General features: G+C 65.0%; 18 protein-coding genes and 1 pseudogene. 1 reads left to right on the forward strand and 18 read right to left on the reverse strand.

Features of this window, described 5'->3' with window-relative positions:
• From ACIRA7_RS07885 to ACIRA7_RS07920, 8 genes are all read right to left on the reverse strand, one after another.
• The coding region (locus ACIRA7_RS07885; protein ID WP_396220307.1) for a DNA translocase FtsK at window positions 1–2,249 on the reverse strand (2,249 nt) is incomplete at its 3' end.
• A 2-nt stretch (window positions 2,250–2,251) separates the two neighbouring features.
• Window positions 2,252–3,001 (reverse strand): 2-phosphosulfolactate phosphatase, encoded by a 750-nt coding sequence (locus ACIRA7_RS07890; protein WP_396220308.1) that lies wholly within the window; start codon window positions 2,999–3,001, stop codon window positions 2,252–2,254.
• Complete coding sequence (accC, locus tag ACIRA7_RS07895; RefSeq protein WP_396220309.1) at window positions 3,001–4,359, reverse strand: acetyl-CoA carboxylase biotin carboxylase subunit; 1,359 nt, start codon at window positions 4,357–4,359, stop codon at window positions 3,001–3,003. The genes ACIRA7_RS07890 and accC overlap by 1 nt, the downstream gene beginning before the upstream one ends.
• 50 nt (window positions 4,360–4,409) lie before the next feature.
• Entirely contained in the window at window positions 4,410–5,588 is a 1,179-nt protein-coding gene (locus ACIRA7_RS07900) for a type IV pilus twitching motility protein PilT (RefSeq protein ID WP_396220310.1), read from the reverse strand.
• Between the two features lie 11 nt (window positions 5,589–5,599).
• A complete protein-coding gene (accB, locus tag ACIRA7_RS07905; RefSeq protein WP_396220311.1) occupies window positions 5,600–6,154 on the reverse strand; it encodes an acetyl-CoA carboxylase biotin carboxyl carrier protein in 555 nt (184 codons plus the stop codon).
• On the reverse strand, window positions 6,154–7,218 hold the full coding sequence (locus tag ACIRA7_RS07910; RefSeq protein ID WP_396220312.1) for a M24 family metallopeptidase: 1,065 nt from the start codon (window positions 7,216–7,218) through the stop codon (window positions 6,154–6,156). The genes accB and ACIRA7_RS07910 overlap by 1 nt, the downstream gene beginning before the upstream one ends.
• Window positions 7,219–7,265: 47 nt before the next feature.
• The gene (aroQ, locus tag ACIRA7_RS07915; RefSeq protein WP_396220313.1) at window positions 7,266–7,727 is read right to left on the reverse strand and encodes a type II 3-dehydroquinate dehydratase; all 462 of its coding nucleotides are present in this window, start codon (window positions 7,725–7,727) and stop codon (window positions 7,266–7,268) included.
• Complete coding sequence (locus ACIRA7_RS07920) at window positions 7,700–10,018, reverse strand: tetratricopeptide repeat protein (protein WP_396220314.1); 2,319 nt, start codon at window positions 10,016–10,018, stop codon at window positions 7,700–7,702. Before ACIRA7_RS07920 ends, aroQ begins: the two co-directional genes overlap by 28 nt.
• Window positions 10,019–10,290: 272 nt before the next feature.
• Between ACIRA7_RS07920 and ACIRA7_RS07925 the strand changes: the two genes are divergently transcribed.
• Complete coding sequence (locus tag ACIRA7_RS07925) at window positions 10,291–12,111, forward strand: peptidyl-prolyl cis-trans isomerase (protein WP_396220321.1); 1,821 nt, start codon at window positions 10,291–10,293, stop codon at window positions 12,109–12,111.
• A 77-nt stretch (window positions 12,112–12,188) separates the two neighbouring features.
• Here the strand turns inward: ACIRA7_RS07925 and ACIRA7_RS07930 are convergent, their stop codons facing one another.
• From ACIRA7_RS07930 to ACIRA7_RS07975, 10 genes and pseudogenes are all read right to left on the reverse strand, one after another.
• Complete coding sequence (locus ACIRA7_RS07930; protein WP_396220315.1) at window positions 12,189–12,443, reverse strand: twin-arginine translocase TatA/TatE family subunit; 255 nt, start codon at window positions 12,441–12,443, stop codon at window positions 12,189–12,191.
• Between the two features lie 9 nt (window positions 12,444–12,452).
• Entirely contained in the window at window positions 12,453–12,731 is a 279-nt protein-coding gene (locus ACIRA7_RS07935) for a DUF4321 domain-containing protein (protein WP_396220316.1), read from the reverse strand.
• Window positions 12,731–13,741 carry a polyprenyl synthetase family protein gene (locus ACIRA7_RS07940; protein WP_396220317.1) on the reverse strand — a complete coding sequence of 337 codons (1,011 nt, stop codon included), beginning with the start codon at window positions 13,739–13,741 and terminating at the stop codon, window positions 12,731–12,733. The genes ACIRA7_RS07935 and ACIRA7_RS07940 overlap by 1 nt, the downstream gene beginning before the upstream one ends.
• Window positions 13,738–16,218 carry a tetratricopeptide repeat protein gene (locus tag ACIRA7_RS07945; RefSeq protein WP_396220322.1) on the reverse strand — a complete coding sequence of 827 codons (2,481 nt, stop codon included), beginning with the start codon at window positions 16,216–16,218 and terminating at the stop codon, window positions 13,738–13,740. The genes ACIRA7_RS07940 and ACIRA7_RS07945 overlap by 4 nt, the downstream gene beginning before the upstream one ends.
• Window positions 16,219–16,233: 15 nt before the next feature.
• Window positions 16,234–16,392, reverse strand: a pseudogene (locus ACIRA7_RS07950) (hypothetical protein); the annotation flags it as partial.
• A gap of 99 nt (window positions 16,393–16,491) precedes the next feature.
• A complete protein-coding gene (hutI, locus tag ACIRA7_RS07955; RefSeq protein ID WP_396220318.1) occupies window positions 16,492–17,778 on the reverse strand; it encodes an imidazolonepropionase in 1,287 nt (428 codons plus the stop codon).
• Window positions 17,775–18,749, reverse strand: coding sequence for a radical SAM protein (locus tag ACIRA7_RS07960; RefSeq protein WP_396220319.1), 975 nt, complete (start codon window positions 18,747–18,749; stop codon window positions 17,775–17,777). The genes hutI and ACIRA7_RS07960 overlap by 4 nt, the downstream gene beginning before the upstream one ends.
• Window positions 18,749–20,458 (reverse strand): urocanate hydratase, encoded by a 1,710-nt coding sequence (hutU, locus tag ACIRA7_RS07965; protein WP_396220320.1) that lies wholly within the window; start codon window positions 20,456–20,458, stop codon window positions 18,749–18,751. The genes ACIRA7_RS07960 and hutU overlap by 1 nt, the downstream gene beginning before the upstream one ends.
• On the reverse strand, window positions 20,455–21,972 hold the full coding sequence (gene hutH / locus ACIRA7_RS07970) for a histidine ammonia-lyase (RefSeq protein ID WP_396220323.1): 1,518 nt from the start codon (window positions 21,970–21,972) through the stop codon (window positions 20,455–20,457). Before hutH ends, hutU begins: the two co-directional genes overlap by 4 nt.
• 34 nt (window positions 21,973–22,006) lie before the next feature.
• Complete coding sequence (locus ACIRA7_RS07975) at window positions 22,007–24,940, reverse strand: putative LPS assembly protein LptD (protein WP_396220324.1); 2,934 nt, start codon at window positions 24,938–24,940, stop codon at window positions 22,007–22,009.
• Window positions 24,941–25,110 lie beyond the last annotated feature (170 nt).

Raw genomic sequence — 25,110 nt, forward strand, 5'->3', positions numbered from 1 at the left:
GCTTCCAACTGATCAATAATACGTGCGGCGCGCCCGTAGCCGATTTTCAGCCGTCGCTGTAGTAGCGAGGTCGACCCCTGGCGGTGCTGAATCACGACTTCCGCCGCTTCCCGGAAGCGGGCGTCCCGATCGTTGGAGGCCCGGTCCCCGTCGTCGTCGTCGCCACCGTCGCGTTTCGCCTCGAGGGCACGAACGGTCTCCAGAATGTCCGGTTCGGCCGTCCCCACCCCCTCGGCGGCTTCATGACGGGCACGCGCATCGGCGTACCACGTAAGCAGCTTCTCCGTATCCTCGCTGGAGAGATAAGCGCCCTGCAGTCGAGCGGGCTCCGACTTCCCCGGCGGGATGAACAGCATGTCGCCGTTACCGAGAAGCGCTTCGGCGCCGGCCCCGTCGATGATGGTGCGACTGTCCACCTGGGATGCCACGCGGAACGCGATCCGACAGGGGAAGTTCGCCTTGATGAGCCCCGTGATCACATTCACGCTGGGGCGCTGCGTCGCCAAAATCAAATGAATCCCGATAGCACGAGCCTTCTGCGCGAGCATCGCGATTGGCGTCTCGACCTCCGCCTGGACGGTCATCATGAGGTCGGCCATCTCATCGATTACCACCACGATGTACGGCAACACGCCGCCGGTGTAGGTGCGATCTTCGAAGGCCACTTCGAGATTGCGCGGCTTCTGCACCGCTGCGCCCTCGCCATCGGCATGTTGCTGCACGCGACGATTGAACTCCTGCAGGTTGCGGCACGCGTTCGCTTCCAGCAACCGGTAGCGATCCTGCATCTCCATCACCGCCCATTTGAGCACCGACGCCGCATCGCGGTTGTCTGTGATGACTTTGTGGCGCAGGTGCGGCAGCGTGTTGTACACGCTGAGTTCCACCATTTTTGGATCAACCATCAAAAAGCGCAGGGTGCGGGGCGTGTGCCGATACACGAGGCTCGTGATGATCGTGTTCACGCAGACCGACTTGCCCGAGCCCGTCGCGCCGGCGATCAACAGGTGCGGCATCTTCGCGAGGTCGGCGATCACCGCACGCCCCTCGAGATCCTTTCCGAGGGCAATAGGCAGCGCGGCACGCAGTTGCCGGAACTCCGCCGATTCGACGACTTCGCGCAGGACCACCATTTCCGGGGTCGGGTTGGGAACTTCAACGCCGACGGCTCCCCGTCCCGGAATGGGGGCGACGATCCGAATACTCGGCGCGCGCATGGCCAACGCCAGATCGTCCGCCAGCGCCGCGATCTGCCGCACTTTGACGCCCGGCGCGGGTTCGATTTCAAACTGCGTCACCGTTGGTCCGGTCGTGCGCCCGACCAACTCGCCGTCCACTTTGAACGTTCGCAGGGTGGCCATCAGCTTCTCACCAGCAAGGTCCAACTCGCGTTTCCCGACGTCGGCGTTCCGGGCAGGTGCCGCGGTCAGCAGGGTCGTCGGGGGCAAGTCATCGCTGAATGGCGAGGGCTCCGATGAGGCATCAAGCGCTGCCTCCACCGCCGCGGGCACCGGACGCGGCGCCTCTTTCGGCGCTTTCTTGGCCTTCCCCGTGTCACGTCCGGCCTCGGGGGGCGCGTAGCGCGCGCCGGACTGGTCGAGCGCCAAGACATCCCGGGCCAGCGCGGGGTCGATGGCCGGAAGCTCGTCCGGTTCGGGCTCGAGCTGCTGCGCCAGCGTCGGTCGCTTGCGGCTGCTGACCACGACCCGCGGCGCTGTCTCGCCGGGCGATTCTTCATTGTGAGAACCGGGGCCCAGCAACAGACGCAGCGGATTCCAACGCAGGGTGGCCACCGTCAACGCGCTGGTGGCCAAGAGGAACAACACCCACGCGCCAGCGGACCCGAGGCCCTTGCGCAGATAGTGGGCGGCAAAGCTGCCCCACAATCCCGAGCTGTTCGACGCCGAGGGCTCGCCACCGAGCGCAAGGCCGATCGCCACCGGCACCAACGTCACGGTGCCCGCGAAGAGCACGCCCCAATCGCTGGCATCATTGGCCCGCGCGATCCGTCCGGAAAGCGTGAGCGCTACCACCAGGCACCCGATCGCGACGATCGCCGCCCCCGGGATGCCGACAGTGCTCACCAACGCGCAGCGCCCCCACGTCCCCGCTGGCCCGAATACACCAACCGCCTCGAGACACCGTTGCCCCTGCTCGGGCGCATTGAAGATCAGGGCGCCGACGAGAAAGACCGCCAGCAGCGTGAGCGCGACCGCCGCAAGCTCGCGACGCAGCACGGCGGGTTCCATACTCAGTCGCCCGCCCCCGTCACGGGCTCCAGCTGCAGCTGCCGATCGTGGTAGCGCACCGCCCGATTGTAGCGATCCAGCGCAAGGCACAATTCGACGTCACGCCCGAAGCCCGCCGCGATGAGCGACTTGGCGTGGTCGGCCTCGAGCGCCACCGACGCGATGCCACCGATGAACGGACGCTCGGCCATCTCCGCTACCCGCGCACCGTCCCCCCGCGTGACGCCAGGCAGCTCTGCCGAGATGCCTCGCACGAGCCGTCCGGCACACACCACATCCTCAAGCGCCACATGGCGCTCATGACCAGCACAGATGATCGTGACGTCCCCGCCGACCATGATCGCCGACCGCACTGACGCCACCGTCGCAGCGGCATTCACGAACGCAGCGAAATAGCACACCCGAGCGCCGTGGGTTGCCGCCAAGGCCATCGTGCCGTTGGTCGTAGTGTACAGAATCGTTCGTCCCTCGACCGACGCCGTCGTGTACTCGGTGGGAGAATTCCCCAAGTCGAATCCGTCGATCTTCACCATGCGCCGCTCACCGGCGAGTTGGACCTCACCGCGCACGTAGGCTTTCGCTCGTGAGGCGGTTTCGTCCACCGTCTCGAACGGGATCACGGCACGCGCGCCCGCATCGAGCGCGGCCGCCACGGTTGTCGCCGCGCGGAGCACGTCGATCACCACGACGACACGATCTGCCACATCGGCCGCGGCGACCTGCGCCTCGCCGAGCAGCACATCGATGCGCACTATGTGGGTTCCTTGAGCAGGTCAGACCCTTCGAACTCGAGCCACTTGGTGTGCACCTTGCCGGCCTTGAAGCCAGGGTGCTGCATCACCCGCGCGAGAAACGGCATCGTCGTCTTCACTCCCTCGATCACGAAGCTTTCGAGGGCGATTTGCATGCGCTTGAGCGCCTCTTCCCGGGTGTTGCCCTGGACGATGAGCTTCGCAATCATGGAATCGTAGTACGGCGGCACCGTGTAGCCGGCATAGGCGTGCGTGTCGACGCGAACGCCGGGGCCACCTGGCTGGTGAAAAACGTCCAGTCTGCCGGGAGACGGCTGAAAATTGCGCGCCGGATCTTCCGCGTTCACGCGGCACTCGATGACATGGCCGCGGAAAGCGGGCGTCGACAGAATCGACAACGGCAGACCGGATGCCACGCGAATCTGCTCCTTCACCAGATCGACGCCCGTCAGCATTTCCGTGACGGGATGCTCCACCTGGATGCGCGTGTTCATCTCCATGAAGAAGAACGAGCCGTCTTCATCGAGCAGCATTTCCACGGTGCCGGCGCCGACATAGTTGATCGCTTTCGCGCCACGAACGGCCGCCTCGCCCATCTTCTCGCGCAGCTCCGGCGTCATGACGGGACACGGCGCTTCCTCGATCAGCTTCTGGTGACGACGCTGCACCGAGCAATCGCGTTCACCGAGGTGAATCACATTGCCGTGCATGTCGCCCATGACCTGGAACTCGACGTGGCGCGGCCGCTCGAGGAATTTCTCGACGTAGACGTCGCCGTTACCGAACGCCGAGAGCGCTTCGGAACGCGCGAGCTGGAACGAGCGCAGGAAGTCATCGGGATCGCGCGCGACCCGCATCCCCTTACCGCCGCCACCTGCCGCCGCCTTGATGATCACGGGGAAGCCGATGCCGCGGGCAAACTCCAGTGCCTCCTCAGGGTCATCGACCGGGCCCGGTGACCCTGGAACGATCGGCACCCCGCACTCAGCCATAGCCCGTCGGGCCGAGGCCTTGTCGCCCATGACACGAATCTGCTCCGGCGTCGGGCCGATGAAGGCGATTCCTGTGGCGCGGCAGGTCTCGGCGAACTCCGCGTTCTCCGCGAGAAACCCGTAGCCGGGATGGATCGCGTCGGCGCCGGTAATCTCGGCGGCCGCGATCAGGCGCGGGATCTTGAGGTATGAATCACGACCCGGTGCGGGGCCGATACAGACGTCGTCGTCGGCAAAGCGCACGTGCAGCGACTCGCGGTCGGCCTCGGAATACACGGCGACCGTCTGAATGTCGAGTTCACGGCACGCACGAATGACGCGGAGAGCGATCTCGCCGCGGTTGGCGATCAGGACCTTTTTGAACATCCCGTATGGTGGCAGGGTCCAAGCCCTGCCGCCAGTCCCGCCGCGGTCAATCAGCGGGCGTCGCTGCCCTGCCGGAAACCGTCCCAGGTCGCATCGCTGGATCCGTTGACCCCCTGAATGCGGAGCGCAAACTCGGCGGGGCTGGTCGCATGGAAGAGGGCGTTCTCGTAGGAGATCACCCCGCGCGAGTACCAGCTCATCAGCGACTGGTCGAAGCTCTGCATCCCGTACGCCAGGCTCCCCTCCTTGATCAGGTCGGGGATGTTCAGCATGGTCGTCACGTCGCGAATCTGGTCGCGGACCGCTTCGGTGTTGACCAGGACCTCACAAGCGGGTACCCGGCCCGGGCGATCCGCCCGCGGCACGAGACGGAGCGAGATGATTGCGGAGAGCGCGTTGGCGAGCGCGAATCGTACTTCGTTCTGCTGATGCGGCGGATAGAACGACAGGATGCGATTGATGGTGAGCGTCGCATCGGTGGTGTGGAGCGTCGAAAAGACGAGGTGTCCCGTGCCGGCCGCCTTCAGCGCGACATCAAGCGTCTCGAGATCCCGGATTTCGCCGATCATGACCACGTCGGGATCCTGACGGAGCACACGGCGCAAGGCCTGCGAGAAGGACGCGGTGTCCGTGCCTACTTCCCGCTGGTTGATATGGCTCTGCACATCGCGGTGCACGAACTCGATCGGATCCTCGATCGTGATGATGTTGGCGCTGCGGCGCTCATTGATGTGGTGCATCATCGCAGCCAGCGCGGTGCTCTTGCCGGACCCGGTTACGCCGGTGACCAGCACCAAGCCCCGGGGCTTGAGCGCCAATTGCTCCAGTACCGGGGGCAAATTCAGGTCGCGGATCGACGCCGCCGCGTGGGCGATGGCGCGCATGGCGAACGCCACTGTGCCCTTCTGCTGATACACATTGACGCGGAACCGTCCGATTCCCGGGACGTTGATCGCGAAATCCGACTCGCGGAGCTCCACGAACTCGCGCAACTGCGCCGGAGGGAGCAGGTGCTCGGCAAGCGACCGGAGTTCCTCCGGCCGCATTGGCGGCATGTCGAGCGGGACGAGGTCCGAGTGCAATCGGAGCGTGGGCGGGCGTCCGACTTTGAGGTGCAAGTCAGAAGCGCCCTCACGCACCATTCGCAGCAGTGCGGCCTTCAGATCGAGGCCCGATCCAGGCGCCGTCGTCGAGACCGTTGTTGGAGCGGCACCGGACACCATCGTCATGTCATCACGTCTCAGCCGGCCGGATCAATGCGGTAGAGCACCTGTCCGTATTCTACCGCATGCGCATCCGTGACATTCACTTCGCGCACCACGCCATCGAATTCGGACTCGAGCTCATTCATGATCTTCATCGCTTCGATGATGCACACAATCTGCCCCTTACTGATGCGATCGCCGACGTTGACGTACGGCTTCGCTCCGGGCTCGGGGGCCGAATAATACGTGCCCACCATCGGCGACTTGATCTCGAGGAGTGCCACCTTCGGTGCCTCGGCCTTCGGCGCCGCAGCGGCTCCCTCACTTCCAAGACGCTCCGACCCACTGGCGGGCAACACGGGAGGCAACGCGACAGGTGCGGCCATCGTGGGCGCGACCGTCACGGCCGCGACGCGCTGCTGGGAGCTCTTCGAGATTCGGAGCTTCATCCCCTTGTCGGAGGAGATCTCGATGGAATCCACCGTGGAGCCGTCGAGCATCTCGATCAGCTTCTTCACGTAGCGCAGGTCGATCATGGCGGGGGAGTCAAAGGGGATCATCAGCGCAGAGAGCGCCGAGCGTTCAGACATCAGGAGAGTTCGTGCAGGTCGCGCGAGAAACCGGTCAGGACTCGTGGCCCGGCAGCGGACAGGAATACGTTATCCTCGATTCTCACCCCACCCCAGCCTGCCCGGTAGATCCCGGGCTCGATGGTCACCACCGTGCCGGACGCAAGGGGAGTCTCGACGACGCGGGCCAAGCGAGGTGCCTCGTGCACTTCCAGCCCGATCCCATGACCGAGCGAGTGTCCGAACGCCTCACCGAACCCACGATCGGCAATGTAGCCTCTCGCGACCGCATCTGCAGCCATCCCCGTCATTCCGACCCGAATCGCACCCGAAGCGAGTCGATTCGCTTCCCGAACGATGTCGTAGACTTCGCGCTGCTCGTCGGAGGCCCGTCCGAGCACGAACGTGCGCGTGATATCGGAGCAATAGCCCGCCGCCACGGCGCCGAAGTCCAGCAGCACGAAATCGCCCGCGTTGAGTACTCGATCGCCCGCTCGGGCGTGCGGTAGCGCCGAACGCGGCCCGGACGCCACGATGCTCGGAAATGGGAACGTCTCACTCCCGGCGTCGCGCAGGTGATGCTCCAATATTCCCGCCACCGCGGTCTCGGTCAGTCCCGGGCGCAACAGCGGCACCGTCTGGTGCAGCGCGCTTTCCGCCATGACGATGGCGCGTTCAATGTGGCCCAGCTCCCCAGCGTCCTTCACGGCACGGAGCGTTTCCACGACGTCGGTGGTGGGCCGCCACGACCAGCGCGCTCCTTGCTCGAGCAGGCGGGAAAAGTCGTGGTGCGTCAAGTGCACCGTCTCAAAGCCAATCCGCTCAACGCCTGCCATGATCGAGAGCTGGGTCCAGAGCCCCGCCCACAGGTTCGTGCTCTCGATGCGCACGGTCGCGGCTCCGCCAACCTCCTCATCGACTTGCGTGGCATACCGGAAGTCGGTCAACAGGACGCAGTCCTTAGCCGTGATCGTCAGCAGCGCGTTGCTGCCGGAGAATCCCGTGACATACCGGACATTGGGTAATGACGTGACCAACAGAGCGTCGAGGTCGGCTCGGGCTAGCGCGTCACGAATCGCCGCCAACCGCGCGGGCCGGGTATCGACCGGCGCAGGGCCATCGGCGGTCCTCACTAGCGCTGACGCAGGGCTGAGACCAGCCCGCGCAGCGCGAATTCATAGCCCTGCGCACCAAGTCCCGTCACCGTACCGATCGCTGCGCCAGCCAGCATGCTGTGATGCCGCTCGGCTTCACGCGCGTATACGTTGGAAAGATGAATCTCCACGAAGGGGAGCGAGGTGGCCGCAAAGGCATCGCGCAGCGCCAGACTGGTATGCGCATAGGCGCCGGCGTTGACGACCACGCCGCGCACCAGACCGCGCCATTCATGGACGATATCGATCAGCGTCCCCTCGCTGTTCGACTGCGCCACCCGCAGTTCAACGCCGAGATCAGCCGCGACTCGGGTGAGACTGGCCGTGATATCGTCTAGCGTCGCTGTGCCGTACAGGTGCGGCTCGCGCGTGCCCAACAGGTTGAGATTCGGACCGTGAAGAATCCCGATGATCACGGATTCCCGAGCCCTTTCAGCCACTCGGAAAACTCCGCCAGATCGTCGCTCACGGTGGGAGACCCACTGGGTGGAAGCGGTTCGGACGTCGGCTCCGGCGCCGGCGTTCGATGCTCCGACGATCCGACCGCGTGCGACGACGACGTGGCAGGATCCGGGAAAAACCGGTCGAACGAAAAGAGTCCTGCGGGGTCGGAGACCGCAGTCGTGGTCATCGGCGTGGCCGACCGCGTGGGCGTGACCGCGCGATCAGCGCCGCCGAACATCGCTTCCTCGAACGGTCGTTCCTTGCCGACGTGGCCAATCTCGTCGATTGGTGCGAAGGCCTCGGCGAGGGCGCGGGCGGCGCGATCGTCATGCTCGGGCGCCTCAGCGCCAAAGAGCGACACAAGCTGACTGAACAGCGGATCGACCGCCACCGCGGTGCGGGGCGGCGTACGACGGGGGACGCGACGCAACGCGAGGCGACTGAAGCGTTCACGCGCGGTCACGCGATCAACCGAGTCGTCCGCGAAGAGCGATTCATGGTAGGCGGGCGACGAGATCGGCGTTGCGGACAGCGGGGTCGCATACGGTGGCGTCACACTTCCGACGAACGCAGGGGTTCCAACGGCGGGTGTGCCGAACGATGCAGCCGGAAAGGCGGGCGTCGGGAACGCGGGCGTCGGGAACGCGGGCGTCGGGAACGCGGGCGTCGCGGGTGCCGATTCGGCCGAAAGGCGCTCGCGTAACTCGGCCAATCGGGACGTCAGCACCGGGTCGTAGGGACGCCGACGCACGAGTTCTTCGTACACCGTCACGGCGCGGGCGGTGAAGCCCTGCGACACGAGCAGCTCACCCATCGTTTCAGTCACGAAGGCAGGGGCGGGCTCTTCCCTGATGACCTCGGTGAGACCGGAGGCGACCGAGTCGGACTCGTACGCCGCGTCGTCCGAATCATCGCCACTATCCATGAAAATCGCCGACACGTCAGGCATCCCGTCCAGCACGGGCGCCGCTGGCTCGACGACGTCCTCAACCGGCGTCGCCGATCGAAGGAACGTGGCCACGTCGATCTCGATCGAATCGACAACGGACAACGGTTCTGGAGCCGGCGCGAGCCAAGGAAAGTCATCGTCGGTGGTCGGCGCGGGCGCCGACGGTGCCGCGACGATCCACTCGGGTTCCGTATTGGCCAGTGGGTCGAGTGCCTCGTCGATCGGCGTACCGTGAGCGGTCGGCTGCGGCTCATCCGCAGCGTCCCCCCCCGCCTCCTGCTCCACTTCGGTCGCCAGCTCGCCTTCGACCTCAACCGCGCCCTCAGCCGCGTCAGCGACCGAGACGTCGTCGGCCAGGCGGAAATCGTGCGCCGCGCCAGTCATCAGCATCGCCTCGGCGTGCGCGTCAGCCTCAATCGGTTCACTCGGGATCGGTTCACCAAACTCCAGGCCAAAGGCTTCGACCACGTCCGGCGCCATCGCCAAGGGCGACGTCGGCGACGCGGGGCGCGGCGTCGAGCCACGCGCGACCAGCACCGACGTGTCGGGCCATTCCGGCGCGATCAGCCCCTCTTCAAAGGGTACCTCCTCCGTGACCGTCTCACTGAACCCAAATGGATCGTCGGCAACGACGGCCTCCACCACCTTGACCGCCGCCTCGGTGTCCGCGCCGGCGTCGGCAACGTCCTCGACCGCCTCGAGATCGAGCAAATCGCTGTCAGGGGCGGCGGGAGCCGGAGCCGTCGGCAGCGGCGTCTCGACGCGCGCCGGCGACGGCTCGTCGGGTCCACGCAGGCGGGCGCTGATCTCGTCGAGGTCCACCGCGCGTAACGCCGCATCTGGCGTCGGAATGGCGCCGAGAAAGACCGGGGGCGCAGAGAAAACGGGCGCCGATACGGGTGAGGAGGGAGGCTCCGGCACGACACGCGAGACGTAGGCTGGGGTGGCGAGCGTCGCCAACTGGGCAGCGATGTCATCGTTACGCGGATCCGCATCCAGGACTCGCTCATACCAGCGGCGCGCCCCGACCGTGTCCCCCTCCCACTTGGCGATGTCGCCGAGGTGGCGGAGGGCCTTCAGATTCTCCGGATCGAGGGAAAGTGCCTGCCCGAACACCGCACGAGCCTCAGGCAGGTCGCCTGATTCGTACAATGCTTGGCCAAACACGATGAACCCGCTCATGTGCTCAGGCTGCTTCGGCAGGAATTCCCGACAGAGGGCGATGGCCTCCGACAGGTTTCCGGCCTTCCGCAGCTCGTTCGCCAATGGGGCGAAATACCGTCGCGGGTTCTCCTCGAATTTTTTCCGGAGCTCGTCGATCCGGGCAGCAGTGGTCATCCGTCCAGCGCCCTCGTAGTGATGTTTCCCGGCCCGTTGCGCGGGACCCGTTCCGTCAGGGTGACGGGCCCCTCCACAACTTATTACTTGTCGCCGTTCCGGGAAGCCATTCGCGATGAAGTGATGCTTCGTCTCCGCTCGTCTTGCTATTCGCGACTCGCGGCGGCTAGCTTAACGGTCTCTTCGGCATGCGCTGCTCCCATGGGGGTGCGTGTGCCTTTCTGTTTATCCAGCTTTTCCGCCCCAAGGAGTCTCGCCCCGTGCTGCAATCGATGCGGAGCGCCGCGAAATACATTTGGATCGTGCTGATCGTGGCTTTCGTCGGCAGTTTCCTCTTGTATGAGACCTCGGGTCTCGCAGGCCGCTCGCCCGTGACGACCTCCACCGCCATTGCGACGGTGAACGGCGAAGAGATCCTGCTGACTTCCTGGCAGAATGCCGTGAATTCCCTCGAGCAGCAGCAGCAGCAGCAGCTCGGCCGGGGACTCACGCTCGACGAGCGAAAGACGCTCGAAGACCGTGCGTACGACGAACTGGTCACGGAGCTGCTGCTCCAGCAGGAATACAAGCGTCGCGGCATCACGGTTACTGACGACGAAATCCTCGAAGCGGCACGACTCGCTCCCCCGCCGCAGGCCATGCAGTCGCCCGATCTGCAAACCGACGGCCGTTTCGACCTCTCGAAGTATCAGCGTTTGCTCGCCAGCCCGATGGCTCGGCAGTCAGGCATGCTGGCCGGTCTCGAGGCCTACTATCGGAACGAGATCCCGAAGCAGAAGCTGTTCGACCAGATCGCGTCCGACGCCTACGTGTCCGACGAACGGCTTTGGCAGATCTACCGTGATCGCCACGACAGCGCGCAGGTCAGTTATGTGCTGGTGGGCCAGAGTGCCCTCACCGACACGGCCGTCACTGTCTCGGACGCCGAGATCTCGCAGTTCTTCGATCGGAACAAGAAGCGCTTTACGCGCCCCGGCCGTGCCGTCGTTTCCCTGCTGACGGTCCCACGCACTGTTACGGCGGCCGACTCGGCGGACGCCAAGTCGCGCATCGAGAAGCTGCGTGCCGAGATCGTCGCTGGCGCGAAGTTCGAAGACGTTGCCAAGAGGGAATCCACCGATAGCGCCTCCGGCGCGACGGGTGGTTCGCTGGGCAAGGGTGGACGCGGCCGCTTTACACCGAACTTTGAGACAGCGATGTACGCCCTGAAGCCGGGCGAGCTGTCCCAGCCGGTGCTCACGCCGTTTGGCTGGCACCTCATCCGCGTGGACTCGAAGTCTGGTGACACCCTCGACGTTCGCCACATTCTCGTGTCGATCGGCCAGAGTGACTCTACCGCGACGCGTACCGATCGTCGTGCCGACTCGCTGGCCAGCAAGGCGGGCAGTCAGGAAGATCCGAAGGCGTTCGACGCGGCCGCGAAGGCGCTCGGCCTGTCACCGGCCTCGGTCGTGGTGTTCGAGAAGGAACCGCTGTCGTACGCGGGTCGCTACGTGCCCAGCGTGAGCGCATGGGCGTTCTCGGGCGTTCGGGCTGGCGAGACGAGCGATCTGTTCGATTCTCCCGAGGCGTACTACCTCGCCCGGGTCGACTCGATCGCGTCTGGTGGCCAGCAGCCGTTGTCGGAAGTGAAGGAGGACATTCGCCGACGCCTCGCCAAGGAGAAGCGCATCGAGAAGTTGCGTCCGATCGCCGCGCAGCTCGCGGCCGCCGCGCGCACCTCGACGCTCGAAGCGGCAGCGGCCCAGCGCAACCTGCAGGTCGAGAAGTCTCCCGCGTTCGCCCGCGTCGATGCCGTGCAGGGGCTGGGGCAGTTCGAACCGGCAATCGGCGGGTCCTTCACCGTCCCGGTCGGTCAAGTGGGCGGGCCGTTCAAGGCAGTTGATGGCATGGTCGTGCTTCGCGTCGACAGCCGCACCGATGCCAGCCGTCCGGCGTTCGAAACCGACAAGGCCACGCAGCGTCAACAGCTCGTGCAGTCGATGCGCCAGCAGCGGGTCGACGAGTTTCTGACCAACCTTCGGGAAAGCGTAACCGTCGTCGACAAGCGCCCAACCGTCATGTCGGCCCTGCGTCGTCAGTCAGGCGTCTAGTCGGCCGCACAAGGCACGAGAAAGCCCCCGCGATGCCTGGCATCGCGGGGGCTTCTTTGTGTCGACGAACAGCGCGTTCAGTTGAGCAAACGCTTCGGTTCCGGGCGCTCTTCGTCGGCCGTCGTCTGTTCCGCGGCGCCGCCGCCCACACGATCGTTGCGAGGAGCCGGATCGGTGATCTGACGTTGCGCATCACTGAGATTGCGCTTGAACTCGTTGATGCCCTTTCCGAACGAGCCCGCGATCTCTGGAATGCGCTTCGCTCCGAACAGGAGTAGCACAATCACGAGAATGATCATGATCTCCATGAAGCCGAAATTCTGTAAACCCATAGGAATCTCCTAGAAGAGGGACCGCGCGATCAGGTAAGCGATCAATACTCCCAGGAGGCTCAAGAGTGAGACGTCCAGGGCGACAGGTCCAACAGCGAACTTCAATATAATCAGGTCGATCGGAAGCGGGCCGATCGCAGGCGTCACCCCGGTCGTCAGGAACTCCTTCACAGCGCCAGCCGGCAGAAACCGACGAGCCACCTGCGTCAACAAGCCACCGGCCACAAATCCGGAGGCGAGTACCAGAATGTGAAACACCGGACGGTGCTTGGATGGTCCGCGGCCCATTACCAGCGCCGCTCCACAACGTACGCGATGGCGTCCGTCAATGCTGACCGCGCCGCGCCATCGGGCAGCTCCGCCAGCGCATCCTCCGCCTCGCGAGAGAACTCGTCCGCTCGACGGCGGGCATAGTCCAAACCGCCATGGTCGCGAACGATCGCGATCACCTCAGCGATCGCATCGTCGTCAGGCTCGGGTGCCGCAAACAACGCCTCCACCCGAGTCCGCGCGGACGAGGGCATCTCGCGCAACGCGGCGATCAGCGGGAGCGTGACTTTGTGCTCCTTCAGGTCGAGACCGCTTGGCTTTCCGGTCATCTCCTGCCCTTCGGTATAGTCCAGCAGATCATCTGCGACCTGAAAGGCCATGCCCAACCGCTCCCCGAATCGCGCGAGCGACGCCCGATGGGCGGGGGCACCACAGAGCGCGCCGACTTCACAGGAGGCCTTGAAAAGCGAACCGGTTTTCGCGCGGATCAGCGTCTCGTAATCCCGCTCGCTGAAGGCCAGCGCGTCGTACGCCGCGAGCTGCCGAATCTCCCCCAGGGTCATCTCGTTCGACGCGAACGTCACCGCTTTCATCGCCTCGAGATCGCCGAGCGTCACGAGTTCGCGAAGCGCCCGCAAATAGAGGTAATCGCCCATGATCACCGAGACTTGGTGACTGAACAACGAATTCACCGTTGGCAGTCCACGCCGGAGCACCGAGTGATCCACGGCGTCGTCGTGAACGAGCGTGGCGAGGTGGATGAGTTCAATGATCGCGGCAAACGTGATCGCACGAGCGGGCGGCTCGCGTTCCACACTGCTGGACAGCAACAGCAACGTGGGTCGGAAGAGTTTCCCCTTCATCCCCATCAGATGCTCCTGCACTTCGTTGACGAGCGGAACATCCGCCGAAACGATGCGCCACAACTCCTGCGACACCTTGGACAGGTCGTCCTGCACCGGCGCCTGAATGTCGAGCAGGGCCGCCGCTAACGCCGTCGGTGTCCGCCTCCGCGTGGAAAGCGTCATCGAGCTACCTGGTCGAGCGCTGCCAGTCTGGCGGCAGCGTCACGGAAATGGGGATCTGTCGCATATACGCGCTGATAATAGCTACGAGCCTCGTCCCAACGCTGCAGGGCCTCGCACGAATATGCGAGAAGATAAAGGACCCCGACGCGCTGTTCGTCACTCAACCCGGGCTCGAAAAGCGCCCGGGACAGCACGGTCGCTGCCACCTGATGCCGACCCTGCTCCACGAAACACTGCCCTAAGGCCTCGTAGGCGGGAAGCCGATGGGACCGGCTTCGCAACGCCTTCTGGAACTCCTCGATGGCGTCGTCGAGAAGACCCATTTCCTTGTAGGCAACGCCGAGGTCGTAATGGCTCTCGTAGTCGTCCTCACCCAGCGAACGCGCGACCCCCTCCTTAAAGTGCCTGAGCAGCGCATCGAAATCGGCCTGTTCATCACCGCTCATTACGGGCTCCCGCATCCGGATCCGCGGCGACAACGGAGCTTCGTCGTCCCGGAGCCAGTTGGCGAGGTCAACGAAGTGAGCGTCGCGTCCCTTTTGCGGGGGCGGCGGCGGCGCAGCGGTCCCGAGTGCCGCCCGGGCCCGGTCGTCGTAGGGATCAATCTCCAACACGCGGGAAAAGACCGCGCGGGCACGATTCTCCTCGCCGATCCGCACCAGCGCATCGGCCAGGTCGAGGTAGGCGACACAGAGCCGCTCCTGATCCTGGAGACGCACCGACAGCTCAACGCGCTTCTGATGGAACGCCACGCGCTCTGGGGCGACCTGAACCAGCGTATCGGCAATGTCGGCACCGGCACGCAAGTCACCCTGCGCGACGAGGCCCTGCTGCGCCGCCTCAAGTTCAGCGAGTCCAGCGTCTCGTTCGCCGGCCTCGAACAAGGCCTCGGCGAGACGACGACGCAGGAACCAGTCGTGCGGCAGCTTGGCGACGGCCGACCGCAGGCCATCACGTCGCGAGGTCGCCACCAGCTTCGCCTCGGCGGCCACGGCCGCGATCGGCAGCGACGGCGTAATCATGACCGGTCGCGTGCGATCCGTGGGCGCCGCGTCCAGCGGGGCGAGCCCGGCCGCGCCCTCCGGTCGCGCCGTCTCGACATCGGCGTCGACGCTACCGACGTCCTCCTCAATCTCCCGAGCAAACGCCTCTGCCTGGTCGTCCGCGTCAACCGCCGCCGCGGCATCGGTCAGCACGGCCGCATCTCGCTCAACGAGGGTGGCAGCGATGCCGGCCTCGACGAGCGCATCGTCTAGCATCAGCGGAGGGAGTTCACCCGGCAGGATGAAATCGTGCGGATCGAGCCGGAAAGGCGGACGCGAAACGACGACCGGCTGCTCGTCGACGCGCGTCCGTTCCGTGGCCATCAGCGCTGAGGCGTCTTCCGGCGCCGACACGGGCTCGGCATCGGCGACCAACGGCGCCCCAGCGACGATCGCGTCGCTCTCGGGCGCCTCGGTGTTCGAAACCGGCTCAACAACCTCAGGTTCCAGATTCTCCACTTCCTCGATCTCGATCCAGTCGAGAACGGGCGAGTTGAGCGGCGTCTCGGCGCCAGTGCCATCCGAGACGCCTGGATCCTCAGCGGTATGCGCATCATCGTCGGCGATCGCCCCGCCGAACTGGCGATACGGGTCTGGAAGCGACTCCGCCTCGTCGACCGTCAGCCACTCGAACGGAACCGATGCGGCATCGGCCACGCCGAGGGGCGCTTCGAAGGCTGGTTGCCGTTCAGTGGCCAGCTCCTCCCCGATCGCCACATCGGCCACCTCGAGATCGATGACGGGGTCCGCTGCGTCATCCTGAGCGCGAACCTCCTCGGGATCGAACAGCATGAACTCGTCGAGCGACGGGCTACCCGAGGGTTCCGGGGCCGCCTCGCTCGGTGCTGCCGACGGCGGTGCTGACGCGGCCGTCGCTTCGGACGGCGACGTGACCACGCGATCGGCTACCGGTTCCTCGATGGCAGACGCCGGCACGACCGGGGTCTGCGCCGAGCCCACGGAGCGCACTGGCGTCCCGCGCGATTTCGGCGCGCCGTAGTCCACCTCGAGGAAGACCAAGTTCTGCGATTTCTCTCGAAAGCCCGATGGCGCGACCTCGTCGCTCACCGCGACCGTCGCGATCGACGGCGTGCTCCGTCGCGGCAGTACAATTCCCGCCCGGTCGGCGTGCTCGTCCACCAGACGACGGACCTCAGTGAGGTCGGGCATCAGGTCGGCCACCTCGGCGAGCGCGCGCATCCCCTCGTCGACACGTCCTTCCTGCTGCATCCGCGTCGCATACTCCAGGAAATTGCGCGTTGCGTCACCGCGGAGGCCCTTGCCGGCGCAAATCCGTCCAAGCGTGAAGTACACGTTCGCGCGACCCGGCGCGTTCCGCAGGATCTTGTTGCAGAGCGCAATGGCGTTGTTGAACAGGCCGGAGTTCGCGTAATGCTCGACGGCGCGCTCGTAATACGTGATGGCGTCGGGCACCCGCCCCTGCCGCAAGGCCAGGTCGCCGACCTTATTGAGCAGCGCGACGTCGACGTCTTCGCCGACTTGCTCGCTCTCCTCGATGGCTCGGACGTAGGAGGCGATCGCGCGATCGATCTGTCTCAGCTGCTCGAATTCAGCCGCTTTCTTCCGGTGCTTCGCGGCGTTAGACATGAGCGCGAGAATGACTCCAAGTAGCTGGTGCAACGACCCTTCGGCGGGCGCGCGGGACGAGCGCGAGCGGGCCGGAACAGAGACTAGGGAAGCTAGGGTTCACGCGGACGTGTGACAAGCACGCCCGCCGGCCCACGCCACCTGACACAGACGCTCGCCGAACCAGTAAGGCAACGCCCGAAAGTCATCGGTGGCATGCACGGCGATGTCGGCCCGAAATCCCTCGCGGAGTTGTCCGGTCACGCCGGCGAGTCCCAGCGCCGCAGCCCCGTTGACGGTACCCGCGATCCACGCCTCGGCCGCCGACAGCCGAAGCTGGCTGACCGCCAAGGTCAGCACCAATGGGAACGACTGCAGCGGCGACGTGCCGGGATTCAAATCCGTGGCCACGGCGATCGCGCACCCCGACTCGATCATCGCTCGGGCCGGCGCCTGTCGCCCCGTTCCCAGAAACAGCATCGTCGCCGGAAGCAGGGTGGCGACGGTCGACGATGCCGCCAGCGCGGCCACCCCCTCGGGCGAGATGGCCGCCAGATGGTCGGCGCTCGTCGCCCCCATGTCCGCGGCAAGTACCGCCGCCCCGCCATCGTGCAGCTCGTCGGCATGAAGCTTCAGCGCCATGCCGTGGCGGCGAGCTGACTCCAGCAGTCGTCGCGTCTCAGGCACAGTGAACACCCCGGGTTCGCAGAAAACGTCCGCGAAGCGTGCCAACTGCTCGACGGCCACCGCGGGGTACAGCTCATCCGAGAGACAGTCAAGCCACGCCGCCCGACCATCGGGTCGGTCGCGATACTCGAGCGGCACCTCGTGCGCACCGAGACACGTCGCGACGACGTTGAGCGGGCCGATCGAGGCGAGGCGGGCAATAACCCGTAGCGTGCGCAACTCATCTTGCACGGTGAGTCCGTACCCGGACTTGATTTCCACCGTCGTGACGCCGCCCGCGGCCAGCGCCTGCAACCGAGGTACCGCGCGCGCGAACAGGTCGTCGTCGCTTCGGGCACGAAGATCCCGCACTGAGGCATGGATTCCACCACCACGCCGCGCGATCTCGAGATACGGCACACCGGTCGCTCGGAGTTCATGCTCTTCGTAGCGCGCACGCCCGAACACCGTGTGCGTGTGCGAGTCGACGAACCCGGGCGCGAGCACGCCTTGACCACAGTCGATCTCGGTGGCATTCGGGAATCTGCGCCGTAACGCTTCGTCGGCGGCGACGGCAACGATCCGATCGCCCTGCACCGCCACGCCCACACCGGATCGAACGTCCGCATCCCCCATTTCGGCGCCACGCCGCGCGCGCGCCGGCCCGGCGCACGTCACGGTTTGCCTCGCATTCACGAACAGCGTGACATCGTCCTCGCGCATCGGGTGGGGATGGTTCATGCCATCACGTCGCGTACGCGCGACATGAGGCGCAGCGGTGCCTGTGCCTCACCGCGACAGGCGTAGAAGCAGGCATTGCAGTTGATGGGCTCGTAACCCTTGTAGGCTTGCCACGGGCCATCGGGCTTGAAGTCGGGACAGCGGCGCACCATACCTTGCGGATCGATATGTATGGTCGTTGATCCGCTCCGACAGGGTTCCGTCATCTCGCCGCGGACATACCGTGGAATCTGCTCGAGATAGTAATCGGAGTTGGTGATCACTCCGCGTGTACCCCGTTTGTAGGCGAGCAGTTGCCGAACGACTTTCTCGAGCTCGAGCTGCTGCGTTTCGCCAAGCAGGTAGTCGCCGTTGCCGTTCTTGAAGTCGGTATACAGCGAGAAGTTCACGCCGCCGCCCAGGGTGGCCGCTCGCTCCACGATCGGCATGATCTGGTCAAGATTGTCGTTCTTGATCACGGTGTTGAAGCGTATGCTTCCGATACCCGCTGCCTTCATGCCCGGCACCAGGTCGAGAATCTTGGCCGACAACCCCGGGATGCCACGAGCTGCGTCGTGTCGGTTATCGAGGTAGTCCAGCGAGATGTTGAACTGGTCGACGCCAGCATCCCACAGCGACTTCGCGCGGTCGAGTGAAAGCATCGCGCCGTGCGTGATCATCTGCACGTACGTATAACGCACCGCCCTCCGCACCGATGCTACGATCTCCTCGAGGTCCTTGCGCAGCGTCGGCTCACCGCCGGTGAAGGTGACCAGCATCGGCGAGAAGCGACGAGCGATCTCGGCAAAGTCGCTGATCTCCCCCTGCTTCGCCTCGGCTGGCGTCTTCCAATAGTCACAGAAGCCACACTTCGCGTTGCAGCGCATGGTGACTTCGAAATTGAGCAGCACCGGGCGATTCCGCGCTCGAAGCCACGCGTACTTCCCGAGGAAGATCGGTACGTGCCACGGACGATATCGGCTCGACAGCATCAGCCTTCCTGCATCGGCAGACGAATCGCTTCGCGCGCAGCAGTGGCGATCGCAACGTCGTAGCCCGCATCCGCATGCCGGGCGACTCCGATGCCGGGATCGTTAGTGAGCACGCGCTCGAGCCGACGATGCATGCGCTCACTCCCGTCGGCCACGATCACCTGACCGGCGTGCAACGAATTGCCGATCCCGACGCCTCCGCCATGATGAAACGACACCCACGAGGCGCCACTGGCCACGTTGAGCATAGCATTGAGAATCGCCCAATCCGCGATCGCGTCGCTCCCGTCCCGCATCGCTTCCGTCTCGCGAAAGGGCGAGGCGACACTGCCGGTGTCGAGATGATCGCGGCCGATGACGATCGGCGCAGACACCTCACCGCGCATCACGAGATCGTTGAGCGCGAGCGCAAACCGCGCACGGTCGCCCTGGCCAAGCCAACAGATGCGCGCTGGCAAGCCCTGGAACGCAATGCGCTCACGCGCAAGTTCGATCCAGCGACGCAGCTGCGCATCATGCGGGAAGAGTTCGAGCACCAACTCGTCCGTACGCGCGATGTCGGCCGGATCACCGGACAGCGCCACCCAACGGAACGGGCCCTTGCCTTCGCAGAAGAGGGGCCGGACATACTCCGGTACGAAGCCGGGAATCCGGAATGCATCGTCGAGACCAGCATCGAACGCGACCGTCCGAATGTTGTTGCCGTAGTCGAACGCGATCGCACCACGGTCTTGCATTGCGCGCATGGCGCGCACGTGCGCTACGACCGACGCCGTAGACCGCGCCATGTACCCCGCGGGATCGGTCGCACGCAACACGGCCGCCTCGGGTAGCGAGAGGCCGGCTGGGACGTAGCCGACCAGCATATCGTGCGCGCTGGTCTGGTCGGTCACCACGTCAGGGATCACCCCGCGTCGGACGAGCTCGGGTAGCACCTCGGCGGCGTTGCCCACCAATCCCACGGACAGTCCACGGCGTTCCGCCCGGGCTTCGGCGAGCCACGCGAGCGCCTCGTCCAGGGACGCCGTCATCCGGTCGCAGTAGCGCGTCTCGATGCGCTTCTCGATGCGCGACGCATCGACATCTACACCGAGGATCGCCGCACCGTGCATCGCCGCCGCCAGCGGCTGCGCGCCGCCCATACCGCCCAAGCCCGCCGTGACTACCAGCCGCCCCTCGAGGGTACCGCCAAAGTGCCGGGTGGCGACCGCGCCGAACGTCTCGTACGTACCCTGCACGATGCCTTGGGACCCGATGTAGATCCACGAACCAGCCGTCATCTGTCCGTACATCGTCAGCCCCGCCCGCTCGAGCCGCCGAAACTCATCCCAACTGGCCCAACGGCCCACCAAGTTCCCGTTGGCGATCAATACGCGGGGGGCATCCACGTGCGTGCGAAAAACCCCGACTGGCTTGCCGCTCTGCACCAGCAGCGTCTCGTCGTCGGCGAGCGTCCGCAGCGTGCGTACGATGGCGTCGAAGGCCTCCCACGAGCGCGCGGCACGGCCCGTCCCACCGTACACAACGAGGTCGTCGGGACGCTCGGCGACGTCGGGGTCCAGATTGTTCATCAGCATTCGAAGCGCCGCCTCCTGCTCCCACCCGCGGCACTGCATCGCTCGACCGCGGGGAGCGCGCACTTCACGCGGGCCACCGCCGGGCGCGGTGGGCGCCGCGCTCTGCGGAGCGCTGCTCACGGTGTCGTTCATACGACGAATTCCTCGGTGATTGCGTCGAATTCGCCGCACGCGACGGCGTCGCCGAGCCGCGTGATATCGGGCGCTGGAGACCGGTCGCCCGTAGATCGGGCGACGTGCCGGCGGACAATCGCGTGCGCGCGCTCCACCGCCGCGCTGCTGCGCAGCGGACGGCGATACTCAAGCGCTTCGGCCGCCGCGATAAGCTCGATTGCGAGGACGTGCCGGAGGTTCCGCACGGAGCGGCGCAACTTGGTCGCGGCGCCCATGGCCATCGGGACCACGTCCTCCTTGTTGCCGTCGGTTGGAATCGAGTCGACACTGGCCGGATGTGCCAAGCCCTTGCACTCGCTCGCCAAGGCAGCGGCCGTGACTTGCGCCATCATCTGCCCCGACTCGAGCCCCGGAGAGCCGGCCAAAAAAGGCGGAAGTCCCTGATTGAAGTCAGGGTGGACCAAGCGGTCGGTACGCCGCTCGCTGATAACGGCAAGATTCGCACAGATGATTGCTAGCAGATCGCTCGCCATCGCCACGGCTTGCCCGTGAAAGTTACCGCCGCTGAGCAACTCACCGGTGGCGAGGACCAACGGGTTGTCGGTAGCGGCGTTGAGTTCACGCGATATCACCCCGCGGGCAAATCGTAGAGCGTCGAGCGCTGGGCCATGGACCTGCGGCACACACCGCAACGCATACGCGTCTTGCACGCGCGGATCCCCGAAGCGGTGCGACTCGCGAATCTCGCTACCTTCGAGCAGCCTGCGCATCATCGCGGCCGACTCCCTCTGCCCCGGCTGACCGCGCGCGTCCTGGATGCGCGCATCGAACGCATCCGGGGTACCAAGCAACGCTTCTAAACTCATTGCCGTTGCGACATGCGCCACATGCCAGAGCCGAGTGAGCTCGCCGCATGCCAGCGACGCGACGGCGGTATGCGCCTGGGTGCCATTGATAAGGGCGAGGCCTTCCTTCGCTTCGAGCGTCACGACTGAGAGCCCAGCCGCGGCGAGCAACGCGTGCGAGGGGCCTTCACGTCCCCGAAAGCGGGCCGTCCCTTCGCCAATGAGCGCGAGCGCCAGATGCGCGAGCGGCGCGAGATCACCGCTCGCGCCAACACTCCCCTGCTCCGGCACGACTGGCCAGACGCCCGCATTGAGCATCGCCAGCAAGGATTCCACGACGAGGGGACGAGCGCCCGCGTAGGCCGTAGCGAGTACGTTGGCGCGCAGCAGCATCATGGCACGGACTTCGCGCTCCGGCAGCGCATCGCCAACGCCGGCCGCATGGCTGCGCACGAGGTTCCGCTGGAGCGCGACGAGCTGGTCGCCGGCAATCGTGACCTCGGACAGCTTTCCAAAACCGGTATTGATCCCGTACACCGGCTCCGCGAGTGCCACGGCACGATCGACGACGTCGCGAGTGACCTGCATCCGCGCCCGCGCCTCAGGGGCTAGGCCGACGACGAGCGTGCCGTCCGCCACGGCCATCACGTCGGCAATCTGTAGCGAACCTCCGTCCAGCAGCAGCATCGAGTGCTGTCGCTGCGCCGGCGGCGCCGACGGATCAGTACCCACTGGACAACGACCGGTACGTCTGTCTGTCATAATTGAACTTCAGCTCCGGCTGTGCCTTCAGCGCGATGAAAAAGTTGAAGGCAAAACTGCCGCTCGGCGTCTGCGAGAAGGAAAAGACGGCATTCCAGTCATGCAACTGTCGCTGCAAACCGACCTGCTGGCTGGCGAAGCGGGCCCGCTCCACGTCGTACTGCGTGCTCCACTGCGCAGACCAGTTCTCGGTGATATTGAACGACATCGTTGCCGACACGTTCTGCGTGGCCGGCTGGATGAATACCGGGGCGCCGATCGCACTCTGTCCCGACGTGAGCCCGGTCGCCTGCGCACTTTGCGCGTTGATCAGACACTGATCGTAGACAAATAGGCCCAGCGCACGCTGTGGCTCGCAGAACGTTGATGGATCATTCACGATCTGCGTACCGCCACGCGGCGGCCGCTGACGCGCCGCATTGTACTGCAGGTTCAGGTTCCAACCGCCACCAGTCGGCAGCGACGCCTGCATGCCGCGCATATTTCCACCACCGGCCGCGTTCATCTGGCGGCTCTGCTGCGCCACGTTCTGGTCAGCGACGTTGCGAGGTGCGTTGGTGCTGTCGATCGCCTCGAGCGCGGTCGACATGCCGAGGAGGCGACCGAACAGCGCCACGAGTCCTGACTTGGCGTTGAGCGAAAAGGTGACGCCGAAATCGGTGCGGTACGGACTGAACGTGGCGGTATCCGACGCCGGATCCCCTTGGAAGAGATCGTACGACGTGCGGAAGTCGAGTCCGGGCAGTAGATCCGTCCGCCCTGAGATCGTAAACATCTTGTCGGTGAACCCGTTGCCGGTCGAATCGGCTCGGATGAAGTCGTACGTCAGCGAGGAGAAGTTCAGAGCCAACAGCTTGATCTTCTTGCCGGACTCCGGCGTCGAGTCGGCATTCGCCTTGAGCTTCGCCTCGAGGTTGGTCGCGAGATTCAGCGACACACGGTTCTGCGCGAGCGCTGAGAGGTATCCCACGCGTGTCCGTCCAAGGGCCTGCAAATACTCGTCGCTCACGCTGGCGTTCGGCGAGTAGCTGTAGCTGAGCCCCGGTGTGATCGAATGACGGAACTTGGCGACCGAGCCGATCCCCGGTAGCATCGCGTAGAGCGTCGGCGACGACGACAAGGCATAGCTCAGCCGCTTCGACTGTTGCACCCACTTCCCACCGCTTCGCTCTGTGCGCACGAATAATCCGGATGCGCCATCGACGTTGTTGACCGAGATGGACGGTGACAGGTTCCAGGTGCCCTGGAAGAATCGCGGCAGGCCGAACGACGTCACCCAGTCGAAGTTCGACTCGTAGGTCCTGGCGAAGATCCGCGTGGAACGGATCGACGTGTCACGCACGCCGATGATCTCGCGCTGCTCCGGAAAATTGCGGTACTGATCACTGAGCGTGAACGAGTTGTTCCACTGCCAATCGCCAATCTTGATCGGCGTTTCGAACCCGAACTGCATGTTGCGCCGGCTCGCGCTGAAGCGCGAACTGTCGATGCCACCGCCTGGGCGGATATTGTACACGTACGGGAACTGCAGTCCCTGATCGATATTGCTCTGTCCGCTGACCGCAAGTCGAAGGGACGGCGTCCACGAGAATGGGCCGCCGGCGAGCGTACCAGCCGTCACGTTCAGCGACGGGAAGTCCATGTCGACCTGAGTACGCCCGGGATACTGCACACGGCTCCCGCCCACGTTGATCTGTGCGGGTCCGATCTTCGTCTGATAGTTCAGCTGCGAACGGATCGTCGCATTGGCAGCCGTGGGGTTTACCGTTGTCTGCCGCTGGATCTGCGTGTTTTGGACCCAATTCAGACGAGCCGTCAGGCGCGTCTGACGGGAGAAGTCCTGATTGTGATTCCAGGTGATCGAGGTGTTGGTCGTACCGTTCCGCTGCGCCAGATACGACACGGCAGTCTCACCACTGATGAACCGGTCGAGCCACTTGTAGCGTAACTCGACGTTCCCACGCACGAAGCCCGGGTCCTGGTCGGTGCTTCGCGCACCGGATCGCCAATCGAACGACGCCTCGGCGTTCATGTAATCGCTGATCGCGAGGAAATAGCCGATGTTCGTGACGCTGCGGCGATAAGACGGGCTGTTCCTGAACAGCTCCGCGATACCGAAGTTCGGCGTCAGCATGCCGCTGCGGCGGCCACTACGCACGTCTTGGAAGAAAAACGGAATCCAGAACACCGGCACCTCGCCGATGTACAGCACGCCAGGCCGGGCCACCATCACGTTCTCGGACACGAACTTCATGTCCTTCGAAGTAAAGTGGAAATGTGCTTCGGCATGATCGCAATACGTGAACGACCCGTTCTTGGCGAACACGATATGCCGCCCACTGACCAGGGAATCGGAGATAATCGTGCCGCGCTCGGCACTGAGGTACAGCCGCTGCCCCGACGTCACCGACGTTGAGAAGGCGCCGGTCACCCCCTGCTTCGATTGCAGGTCGTACTCGATTCGACCTCTCGCAATGAAGTCATCGGCGTCCGGTTGCTGCGGATCGCGCAACAACACGGTGTCACCCATCGCGAGAACGCGCTTGGTTGAGTCGCTGTAGACGATCGAGTCACCGATGATCATGGTCTCATCGCGCTGCACGGCCGACGGCTTTCCCTTGAGGACCAACGCGCGCGCGCGGGCATCGAAGAAAACGGTGTCGCCCTGATACTGGACTCTTCGGTACCCCTCGCGATCGAGGAGCGCGCGCATGAGCGAGTCGGGCGGCGTCCAATTGAACACCTCACGATCCTTGCTCAGTTGCGCCAGACTATCCTTCGCCGGAGTCTTGCCCGGTACCGGCTTGGCGCCAGCCCCGGAACGAGCGGGAACGGGCCGCTGCGCGGTCAGTGGCGCCGCCACCATAAGCGAACCGAGCACCATACCCAGCATCACTCTCACGACCGAGCACCATCGGTTGTGAACACTGACCGCGCGTGCGGGCACCGAGCGACTCACTCGTCCCCGGCAGCGATCCGCCGCTCGCGGCGATGACTGATGAACTTCGACACCGTGATCGACACCTCGTACAGCAGATAGAGGGGGATCGTCAGTGCGATCAA

Origin of the sequence: Gemmatimonas sp., from assembly GCF_044376735.1 — a bacterium.
Taxonomy (GTDB): Bacteria; Gemmatimonadota; Gemmatimonadetes; order Gemmatimonadales; family Gemmatimonadaceae; genus Gemmatimonas.